This is a genomic window from Dolichospermum circinale AWQC310F, assembly GCF_000426925.1.
Classification (GTDB): domain Bacteria; phylum Cyanobacteriota; class Cyanobacteriia; order Cyanobacteriales; family Nostocaceae; genus Dolichospermum; species Dolichospermum circinale.
Genome location: NZ_KE384677.1, coordinates 65,209 through 75,684 on the forward strand (window position 1 = coordinate 65,209; position 10,476 = coordinate 75,684).

The window sequence follows — 10,476 nt, forward strand, 5'->3', positions numbered from 1 at the left end:
GGAATATAAAATTATGTCTAAAAATAAGAAGTATCCACCTAAATCTAATCCTCCAAAACCGGAATCAAGTATTACAGCAAAACCTCCAAGTCTTTCTGAAAATGTGAAGGTCGAAACTGTTAGGAGCGATAATAACTCCTCTCTAGTTTTACCAGAACAAATGAGTTTATCTGCTCACGAACATATTCAAAAGTATTTGAAAATATACAACAAACAGAAGTTAGATAAAAATGATTTAACTGCTGTTTTAAGATTGTCTCAACATTTAAGAGTTTTTGGTCTACTGTCTGCGGTTGGATATCTAAATCAAGCTAATGCTCAGGATAATAATGAGGTGCGAAAACGTACTGTACCAGTGTGGGAATCATTACTAGGTCAGATGGTAGCGGTAGATAAAAATCAACTACCTAATAAAGAAGAATTAATGACACAAATAGTAGAGATGACTAGAAACCGGCCTCAAGAATATATGTTGACTTGGCGGAAATATTTGTTATTAGCTAACCATTGGAATTTTTGGGCAAGAGCCTATCAGGAGGATTAATGTATACAGGTATTGAATTAATTAATTTACTGGAAAAGCAACATCAAAAGCGATCGCAATCTGGCTTATTTAAAAAAGACACTTTTATTATCCAGTGGCGTGCTAAAGTTGGTTCATTTCCCCATCCAGATGTAGAAACCATAGTTTCTGCTGGTGAACCTTGTGGTGCGTGGAGGCCAAATCAAGGACGACCAGAAGATAAACGGAATGTTAGTCAAAATTGGGAAACGTTGAAAAATTTACCTTTACATGGTTATATTCCCGGTTCTTGTATCCGAGGTTTAGTAAGAGCATGGGCAAAACAAAGACCAGAAATTAAACCAAGAATGTACCAGCTTTTAGGGCATCAAGACAATGATAAAATTACTGCTGGGAAAATTGAATTTCTTGATGCTTGGCCAGAAACGGCAACTAAATTAAGTTTAGATATTGTTAATCCTCAACAAGAATTTCAGGTATATCATCAGGGACAATGTACACCATTATCTCTTTATACTTTAGGTAATGGTAAAGATAGAATTGCTGTGATAGTTGCAATGAGAGGAATACCAGGAAAAGCTACAGAAGAGGAAGTAAGCGAAGTTTGGGAATGGGTGCAACAGGCGCTAGGTTTATATGGTGTTGGTAGTCGTACTGCTTCTGGATATGGCGGTTTAAAAACTTCCAGTTCTTCACAAACTCCTACCCTTGATCCTGGCTATGCTGTCAAACAATTTGAATTTAGTCTTTATAGTCAAGGTAGCGCAGGTCCACATACTCAAACAATGGAATTACGTCCTTCACATTGGCGGGGTTGGCTGCGCTCTTGGTTAATGCGGTTTTTCTTGGGAGTAATGCCGGAAAATCTCGCTAAATTGACTGTTGCTGAACTGATGGGAGAGATAGATGCAGGAGATGGGAAGAGTCGCAAAGGTTGTGTACGTCTGCAAATGATTCAAGGTAAAACATGGGGAGAAAGGTCTGAGAATCAACCATTTTTTTATCTATGGAAAGGTAAATTACAAATTAGCGCACCAAAAGATATCCTCAATAAAATCATTTTGCCAATAATTCGTTTTGCAGTCATGGTTGGCGGTGTTGGTCGGGGTTGGCGTAGACCATTACACATATTTAACATGAATACTGGTCGAGCAGCTTCTAGAGGAACACAGTTAATATTGACTCATAAATTAAAAGATCAAAACAGTGGTGAACTGAAATCTGAAAACTTCGGTTTACCTCTTGATACAACAACTTGGACAAAAACTTATAGTGATTGGGTTACAGAAGCAAGAAATCATTGGCAGGATAGAGTATCAACAAATAACCGTAATATCAAAGCAGAAGTTTTTTCACCTACCACCTGTGCAATTTATGTAGTTCCTGGTCCTGATGTCAACCCTATAGAAACATCTTCGATTAAATGGAATCAGAGAGATGATGCTGAAGCAACTCGTGGAGATGGAATGTACTTAATTTATCATCAGAATCACCCACGAAATTATAAGCGTAATCCAGATTTAGGTGGTAATGCAGCAGGTGGAGGAAATGGACATTGTTCTTGGGCAAGTATTAAACGGGTAAATATTCCCAACCAAAAGGAAAAAACCGACTGTCAAGAAATTGTTTGTTTATTTATGGGTGGACAAACACCAAATGCCACTCATGTGCGATCGCGCTTTCTCCGTGATTTAAAAAATATCAATGGTAATGTACATTTATTTGGTGTACAACCTCCAGCAGAAATTTAATACTCTAACTAAAAACTACCAAATACAACTTGATTAAATATGAAATCAGTTTTAATTGCCACAATCGGTACTAGAGATTTAATGTTCCAAATCGCCTCCGGTGAATGGTTCAATATTGGTAATGATAGAGTCCAAAATGGGGAAATTATTGCCGAACAATTAGAAGTAATTTCTGATTTAGGTTTAAAGGATAATACGACTTTTCGGGATTTAACTAAATACCTATTAGATAATATTGAAAAATATGTAGATCGCATCCAACCGCCAATTATTGGTAATATATTTCTTGAGCAAGCATCAAACATTGAAAAAGTTTATTTGATAGCTACTGATCAAGAAAAAAACGTTACACAAAGAGAAAAAGATACATTATATTCAGCCGAACTAATTAAACAATGGCTGATGCACAAATTTAGTCATTTTCATAGTGACAATATTCACATCATTTTACTGGGACCCGATGGTACTAACCCCTCAATATTTGAGGATATATTTAGTTGGTGGCGCAAAATTTGGAAAAACACAATTACAGTTAATAAGAATCAGTCTATTTGGGTATGCTTAAAAGGAGGTGTAGGTCAAAGTTCTGAAGCAGCAAGAATTTCAGGACTAAGTTTCTATGGCGATCGCATTCAGTTCTTTGAATTTAAGGAAAATACACGCGCAAATCGTAATGGTATCCCGTCAGATTATAGTGGTCCATTTTTAGGTACTAACTATCTTTGGGATAGAACCCAAAAACAGGCTTTAAAATTATTAGAAAGCTATGACTATACAGAAGCTTATGATTTACTAGAACCTTATTTTCAACAACCATCTGCTAATTTTGGAGCGATACCTGATTTATTAAAAGCTGGTAAATTATGGAATCAAGGACAATTTGAAGGATTCTTATCTCTTGCTCAAAGTTCTACACAAATATCTAGTGTAGAAGGCAGATTATGGATGGCTTATGAACAGGCTTATTTAGGTGTAATTCGTCTTAAACAGATGAATACCACAGAAGCAATGCTACACAGTTATAGAGCCATTGAAGGTTTATTGTATTGGTGGGCTGCTGATTCTTTTCCCGATCATATTGAAGAAAGAAAAAATCAATATCCTTTAATTAAAGATTCTATTTTCCAAAAATATCCATCTTTAAAAAGACATTTTTACAAACCAGACCGCAAAACAGAAGTAAATTTACAAGGATGGTTATTAGAAGATTTATTAAATCTAGTTATTCCTGAAACCACAAATAATATTGATTTTCAAGCATTTTGGGAATCTGCAAGAAACACCAGAAATACTTTTTCTCATCGCTTAGGTGGTTTAGCAGAACAAGATGTTTTTACTGCTTGGGGTGAGGATATAACCGACTCACAACAATGGCAAAAAAGGATTTTAAATTGCATTAATTTAGTCACTGGAGAATCATTTAGTACCCTATATAAAGCCAGTTTATTTTCTCAAATTCACAAACAAGTTTTAGAAGCAATACAAAAACAAGAAATCATTAATTATGACAACAACAAATAACACAGATAAAGTTAGCACCCTGATCATCACCGTAGGAACTCGACAAATAGGCTGGCGTTGTCAAGATGGTGTTATCCGTTCCTTTGGTGCAGATGGTAATATTAGTTATCCTCCACATATCAACGAACTCTATCAAGAATTAGGAATAGAACGGGGTAAACATCAAGACGAAGATGGTAAAACCTATCCTTGGAGTGGTCGAGATTTAGGTAAAAGATATTATGATTACTGTCAAGAATGGTTAGGTGGTGATTTTAGTAATGTGGAATTATTGTTAGATAAAACTGTCATTGCAGGAGGAGTAAAACAAGGCTTAAAACATATTATCCTATGGGGAACAGACCAACCAGAAAGTATTAGTTGGAATTTTCGCCGATTAGATACTTTATGGTTAGCAGAATTAATGAAGGGAAAAATTAAAAGTTTATTTCCTAATATTAGGGTTGATATTCACGCTCCAAAAATTAATGCTGGTAACAGTCATGAAATTCGAGAAGAATTAGAACAACTGGTTTTAAAAGAAGCTATCAATGCTAACGAAAATCAAGAGTTTGTTCTCTGGATTCAAACTAAAGGATGTACCCCTGTAATTGCTTCTAATGTAGAAATTTGTGCAGCGGCTTTAGTCCGTCAATATCAAGTATTTAATGCTAGTCCCGATGAACCAAAGGAATTTTTTACTACCTTAGAAAATGGTTTAATTACTGCTAATCATTCCCAGAGTTTTGAACTTATTACGATGAGTGAATATTTCTGGGCGTTAGAAAAGGTAAAAATTAAATCAGCTTGGGAAAGAGGGGATTTTTCGGAAGCCCAAATTTGGCTAAAAGTTCATGAAAGTCGTCATTCAGTATTATATAAATTAGCTGGTTTTTTAGCAAAATACAATAATTGGGAATCTAATCATGATTTTTACCAAAAACTTAAAGATTGGATAGGTTGTAATGATGTTAGTAAAATAACTGATTCAGAACAAATCATCAATTGGAAAACTCAACTGCAAAAAATACAAACTGATGATCTTAGCAAACTTTGGGAATCAACAATCATCTTAGAACTTTCTCTAAAACGAGAAAATTACACCACTGCATTTATTCAGTTTGTGCAAATTTTAGAACGGTTATTATATATTCAATCAAAAGCCGAAAATTGGACTGCTAAAGGTTGGATAGTAAGTAATCAAGATGAACCAGGTCTAGTAGAATTAATGCAAGGTTGGTGTATTTACAAAAAATTTAAAGAAGATAATAAATGGTCAAAATTAATGACTGATATTAGGAAGAAACGCAATAAAATTATTCATAAAGGGGAATCAGTAAATGCCAACCAAGTTGGTGATATTTGGGCTAAACATAACTTTGATGGAATTAAAATACCAACACCCCCACAAATCATTAAAAAACTGATGACGGATACATTCAAAGAAATCAGCACTCCTCCCAATTTGAATAACTTATTAATGCGTTCTTTGTATCAGTGGGGATTGCAATATTTAGAGGATGCAAATTAACTAGTGATAGTTGCGGTAAGCTATGGTCAGGCTTCTGGTAATTTTAATAATCATTAGACATCTGGTGAAATTAAATATGTGTTTCCTAGAACCCTTGTAGAGACGTTCTATAGGTAGGGATTCTCGGCTCTACATTCATTTTCACCAGATGTCTATTATAAATATGCGTTTCCTAGAACCCTTGTAGAGACGTTCCATGGAACGTCTCTACTCTTGTAGTGCGGGCATCTTGCCCGCTAAATATGTACCTCATAACACCGGGAAGTGCTGTATTAAAAATAGATCACTTTTCTTGATCAATTACTTAAAAGAGCCATAGCTGCTTGATATTGAGAGTCTTTATCAGTACCAATTTGTTCGCGGTTGATAGGTTGTTGGGGAATAATTTGATCAGGTTTAATTCCTAATTTGTTAATATCTCGATGGTTAGGAGTTTCATATTTAGCAATTGTCACTGCTAAACCAGAACCGTCGGATAATTCAAACAAAGATTGAATTAAACCTTTACCAAAAGTCCTTTCCCCGACCAATTGAGCGCGATGATTATCTTGTAATGCACCGGCTAAAATTTCACTGGCGCTGGCTGTTCCCTGATTGACTAGAATAATTAAAGGATCTTGTGTCATGGCTGGACCCCAGGCTTCATAACTTCCTTGAATGCCTTGACGATTAGCAGTATAAACTATTGTACCAGAATCCAACCATAAACGAGCGACTTCGATTCCAGCTTGTAAGAGTCCACCAGGATTATTTCTTAAATCAAGAATATAGGCAGACGCGCCTTTTTCTTCTAAATTGGAAATAGTTTGTGTTAGTTCTGTAACTGCATTGGCACTAAATTGACTTAAACGGACATAGCCAATTTTGCTTCCTTTTGGGGATAATTTTAAATCAGATATAACGGGGTTAAGAATAATGCGATCGCGCACTAATACAACTTCTTGATTTTTTTCTCCTTCCCTACCAATCAAAAGCGTAACCACACTGCCCAATGGTCCACGCATTTGCGCTGCTGCTTCATCAAGAGAGAGATTCTCTGTAGATAGACCCTCAATTTTCAAAATGCGATCGCGCGGTCTTAAACCTGCTTTATCGGCGGGAGAATTTTCAATAGGTGTAATAACTTCCAAAATACCAGTTTGGGGATTGAGAGCGATTTGTAATCCCACACCTGTAAGCTCTCCAGAAGTGCTAACCTTTAAACTGCGATACTTTTCAGGTTCAAGAAAACGGGTAAAAGGATCATCCAGCCCTTTGAGCATATCCCGAATTGTGGCATAAGCGGCTTCATGATTGACAAAACGATTTTTAAGTGCTTTTTGTCGGACATCAAGCCAGTTTTGATCATTAAAAGTGCCATCTAAATAAGAACGGTTAACAATTCGCCATACTTCATAAACCAACTTCTGTTCTGGAGTCAAAGCCGAGGCCGGAGGAATATAGCCAGTAAACACCAAAGCAAAAAGCAATAATAGTAAACATCCTAGCCGCCAAACCCGTTTGTGAATGAACCCTAATTTCAGTTCCATGTCAGACTCAAATTCCCTAAAACTTTCTGTAATGCTCACTTGTTGATGAAATCTATCTCTCGACTATGTTACTTTTTTTATAGAAGAAGTGCATTATTCTCATAAAGTTGCTAGTCCAACTGAATGAGATGTCCATTCTTCCTGATCTAACGATAAAATCTTTTTTGGGGTCAACATTGTCATTGTCAGTCCATTAAAGACGAGAGACAGGAAGAAACACTCACTAAACTAGGGTAACTTACACCCTTAACGCTCGTGGACAAGTAGAAGCCAATTCTCTTGAGTAAAACGAGAAGCGAACCCTCTAACTTAGGTTAGTTGAATAGTCGCTCCTGACTAAGCTTCGCATCACAAAACTTATCAACCGCAATCTATTTTTTAGGAACTTAGGATTGTATGGCCAACGTTTATGACTGGTTTGAGGAACGCTTGGATCTCCAAGAGATTGCTGATGATATTACCACCAAATACGTTCCTCCCCACGTTAACATTTTTTACTGTTTAGGTGGAATTACCCTAGTTTGTTTCCTAATCCAGTTTGCGACTGGATTTGCGATGACATTCTACTATAAACCTACAGTTACGGAAGCTTTTTCTTCTGTAGAGTACATCATGAATGAAGTCAACTTCGGTTGGTTAATTCGCTCCATTCACCGCTGGTCAGCCAGTATGATGGTACTGATGATGATTCTCCACACATTCCGCGTTTATTTGACCGGTGGCTTCAAAAAGCCCCGGGAATTGACCTGGGTAAGTGGTGTCATTCTTGCAGTTATTACCGTTTCCTTCGGTGTAACAGGCTACTCTTTACCTTGGGATCAAGTTGGTTACTGGGCTGTAAAAATTGTTAGCGGTGTACCAGAAGCAATTCCCGTAGTCGGCGTTTTTATCTCCGATTTATTACGTGGTGGTTCTAGTGTTGGTCAAGCTACACTCACCCGCTACTATAGCGCTCACACCTTCATTCTTCCTTGGCTAATTGCTGTCTTCATGTTGTTCCACTTCTTGATGATTCGCAAACAAGGTATTTCAGGACCATTGTAATCACTTTGTCATCAAAGTTATTAGCCAACAGCTATAACTTGTGTTTCCAGATCATCGAAGTTTGCTTTAAACTAAAAGAAAACAACTGGATATCGGAAATCACAAGCTAGTTGTAAGCTAATAGCTTTCGCTAATGCTTTAACCTCAATTCAGCCGGAGAGCGCATTTAAAAATGTCAACGCAAAAAAAACCGGATCTGAGCGATCCTAAGTTGAGAGCCAAACTTGCCCAAGGCATGGGTCATAATTATTATGGTGAACCCGCTTGGCCTAACGATTTGCTGTATATATTTCCTGTCGTCATTATGGGTTCTTTTGCCTGTATTGTTTCTTTAGCTGTTTTAGATCCAGCTATGACAGGTGAACCAGCTAATCCTTTTGCTACTCCTTTGGAAATTTTACCAGAGTGGTATTTGTATCCTGTATTCCAAATTTTACGCTCATTACCTAGTAAACTATTAGGTGTATTAGCAATGGCTTCTGTACCCTTGGGACTAATTCTTGTTCCTTTCCTGGAAAACGTGAACAAGTTCCAAAACCCCTTCCGTCGTCCTGTAGCAACAACTGTATTTCTGTTTGGTACTCTTGTGACTCTGTGGCTAGGTATTGGCGCCGCGCTCCCATTGGATAAATCCTTAACTTTAGGATTGTTCTAAGGTAGTTACAGTCAAACATAAACCTGATCACGTCTGTGGTTTTCAAGGGTGTATAAAAGACAATATCTGAAAAACAAATAACACTAGGTCTTTGATGACCTATTGTTATTGATATTTCAAAATATATGCTCTTGAAGACCAACAGACGTTAACTAATAACTCAAGTTGCTAGTTATCTACTTGAAACTGGTAATGGGTAATTGATAATTGGTGGTCAAATCCCTGTTTTCATCCTGTTTATCCTGTTTATCCTTAGATATTGGATATCCTGATTCTGACACTGTGCTTAACTAGCAACTTACGTTAATATAGAATTGCGTCCGCCGAATTTTGAGGTTGATAATCAGGAGGAAGTGAAAATCAAAACATCCCCAATCTCAAATCACCCGCCAAAATTCCCCAGTCTAAAGTATTATCCACTTATTTTTTATTCAAATTAGGGTCAATGCTTGGCATATTGCAGCAAGACCATCGGACTGTAAGGAGTGATCTTAAACTCCTAAACGAAGTGCAACAATGGTTTGAAGAATTTTGTCACAAATATTTACCGAAATATGCCTGGTCAGACAGTCAAATTTATCGTCTTAATCTAGCTTTAGCAGAAGGTTTTACCAACGCTGTTCGTCATGCTCATCATTCTTTACCACCGGAAACAGCGATAGAAATTCAAGTCAGTCTATGGATTAATAGACTGGAAATGAGAATTTGGGATTATGGAAAACCATTTAATCCTGATGTGATCACTGAACCAGTACCGGGTACTCTACAAGTAGGTGGGTATGGATGGTTTTTACTCCGACGTTTGGCTGATAAAGTCGTCTATGAGCGTGATCAAGATACAAGAAATTGTTTGTTAATTGTCAAATATTGTTTAGATGAATCACACTAAGTAGGTTGGCGTTAAAAATTGTCGTTATGACAGGGGACAGGGAACAGGTGACAGGGAACAGGTGACAGGGAACAGGGAACAGGTGACAGGGAACAGGTGACAGGGAACAGGGAACAGGGAACAGGTGACAGGGAACAGGTGACAGGGGACAGGTGACAGGGGACAGGTGACAGGGAACAGGGTAACTTTACTTTTCGTTACTTACAGCGGTTTCTGCTCTTATGAGGTACAAAGTTGAATAATGAAACTCTTGTAAGTGCGGGCATCTTGCCCGCTAAATATGTACCTCATAACACCGGGAAGTGCTGTATGTCGGTTTTTTTTATGTTCACCTACTTAGTATAGTCTGATCGGAATTAAAAAGTTAAAATAAATGGGTACAATAACTATTTAGTTTATTAAAAAGTCCTATTTTTGCCGTTTTCCATCAGCAAAAAATAAACTCGCTATCCTAGAGTCAGCAGTACAAACTTGAGACATGAGCTTTAAAAACTTGCAATTCAACTTTGAAAAAATCCGCCCCTGGCTGACCCTGTTAGCAATTACCTGGTTATTAGCATCCTTGGGTTTGGGCTGGTTAGTTAATTCTTTAGTAATTATTTTCGGACTATTGTTATTTTTACCCGTAGCAGCATTTTTTGGGTTTCGCTGGTGGTTACAAAAGAATCTGGTTAGTGGACAGTGTCCCGTATGTGGTTATGAGTTAACAGGTTTAAATAATAGTCAAACACAATGTACTAACTGTGGAGAGCGATTATTAGTCAAAAACAGTCAATTTCAACGTTTTACACCGGAGGGGACAATTGATGTGACAGCGGTTGAAGTCCAAGCCCAATCATGGGAAGATTAGTTAGTGGTCAGTGGTCAGTGGTCAGTGGTCAGTTGTCAGTGGTCAATGGTCAGTTGTCAATGGTCAGTTGTCAGTGGTCAATGGTCAGTTGTCAATGGTCAGTTGTCAGTTGTCAGTATTAAGTTGGAATCTAGAAGGGAGTTTAGCTAGTTAAATATTTGCCAACTAATACTAACTAATGCTATGCTTTTCTTATGGCATACA

At 37.3% G+C, this 10,476-nt stretch carries 10 protein-coding genes; 9 read left to right on the plus strand and 1 reads right to left on the minus strand.

Annotated elements, in window-relative coordinates:
* The first annotated feature begins 13 nt into the window (after nucleotides 1–13).
* Genes ACIR310F_RS0109790 through ACIR310F_RS0109805 form a run of 4 tightly spaced genes read left to right on the plus strand, consistent with a single transcriptional unit; the run spans nucleotide 14 to nucleotide 5,305 of the window.
* Entirely contained in the window at nucleotides 14–544 is a 531-nt protein-coding gene (locus ACIR310F_RS0109790) for a hypothetical protein (protein ID WP_051289540.1), read from the plus strand.
* Nucleotides 544–2,274, plus strand: coding sequence for an RAMP superfamily CRISPR-associated protein (locus ACIR310F_RS0109795; RefSeq protein WP_028083685.1), 1,731 nt, complete (start codon nucleotides 544–546; stop codon nucleotides 2,272–2,274). The genes ACIR310F_RS0109790 and ACIR310F_RS0109795 overlap by 1 nt, the downstream gene beginning before the upstream one ends.
* Before the next feature lie 39 nt (nucleotides 2,275–2,313).
* Nucleotides 2,314–3,795 (plus strand): hypothetical protein, encoded by a 1,482-nt coding sequence (locus tag ACIR310F_RS0109800; protein WP_028083686.1) that lies wholly within the window; start codon nucleotides 2,314–2,316, stop codon nucleotides 3,793–3,795.
* Nucleotides 3,779–5,305: a hypothetical protein gene (locus ACIR310F_RS0109805; protein ID WP_028083687.1), complete on the plus strand. Its 1,527-nt coding sequence runs from the start codon at nucleotides 3,779–3,781 to the stop codon at nucleotides 5,303–5,305. The genes ACIR310F_RS0109800 and ACIR310F_RS0109805 overlap by 17 nt, the downstream gene beginning before the upstream one ends.
* A gap of 296 nt (nucleotides 5,306–5,601) precedes the next feature.
* Here the strand turns inward: ACIR310F_RS0109805 and ctpA are convergent, their stop codons facing one another.
* A complete protein-coding gene (ctpA, locus tag ACIR310F_RS0109810; RefSeq protein ID WP_035367839.1) occupies nucleotides 5,602–6,834 on the minus strand; it encodes a carboxyl-terminal processing protease CtpA in 1,233 nt (410 codons plus the stop codon).
* Between the two features lie 396 nt (nucleotides 6,835–7,230).
* Between ctpA and petB the strand changes: the two genes are divergently transcribed.
* From petB to ACIR310F_RS27315, 5 genes are all read left to right on the plus strand, one after another.
* Nucleotides 7,231–7,878 (plus strand): cytochrome b6, encoded by a 648-nt coding sequence (gene petB / locus ACIR310F_RS0109815; RefSeq protein ID WP_028083689.1) that lies wholly within the window; start codon nucleotides 7,231–7,233, stop codon nucleotides 7,876–7,878.
* A 172-nt stretch (nucleotides 7,879–8,050) separates the two neighbouring features.
* On the plus strand, nucleotides 8,051–8,533 hold the full coding sequence (gene petD, locus ACIR310F_RS0109820) for a cytochrome b6-f complex subunit IV (RefSeq protein WP_028083690.1): 483 nt from the start codon (nucleotides 8,051–8,053) through the stop codon (nucleotides 8,531–8,533).
* Nucleotides 8,534–8,978: 445 nt separating this feature from the next.
* A complete protein-coding gene (locus tag ACIR310F_RS0109825; protein WP_028083691.1) occupies nucleotides 8,979–9,422 on the plus strand; it encodes an ATP-binding protein in 444 nt (147 codons plus the stop codon).
* A gap of 478 nt (nucleotides 9,423–9,900) precedes the next feature.
* Nucleotides 9,901–10,272 (plus strand): hypothetical protein, encoded by a 372-nt coding sequence (locus ACIR310F_RS0109830; RefSeq protein ID WP_028083692.1) that lies wholly within the window; start codon nucleotides 9,901–9,903, stop codon nucleotides 10,270–10,272.
* Complete coding sequence (locus ACIR310F_RS27315) at nucleotides 10,260–10,394, plus strand: hypothetical protein (RefSeq protein WP_269208352.1); 135 nt, start codon at nucleotides 10,260–10,262, stop codon at nucleotides 10,392–10,394. Before ACIR310F_RS0109830 ends, ACIR310F_RS27315 begins: the two co-directional genes overlap by 13 nt.
* Nucleotides 10,395–10,476: the final 82 nt, after the last annotated feature.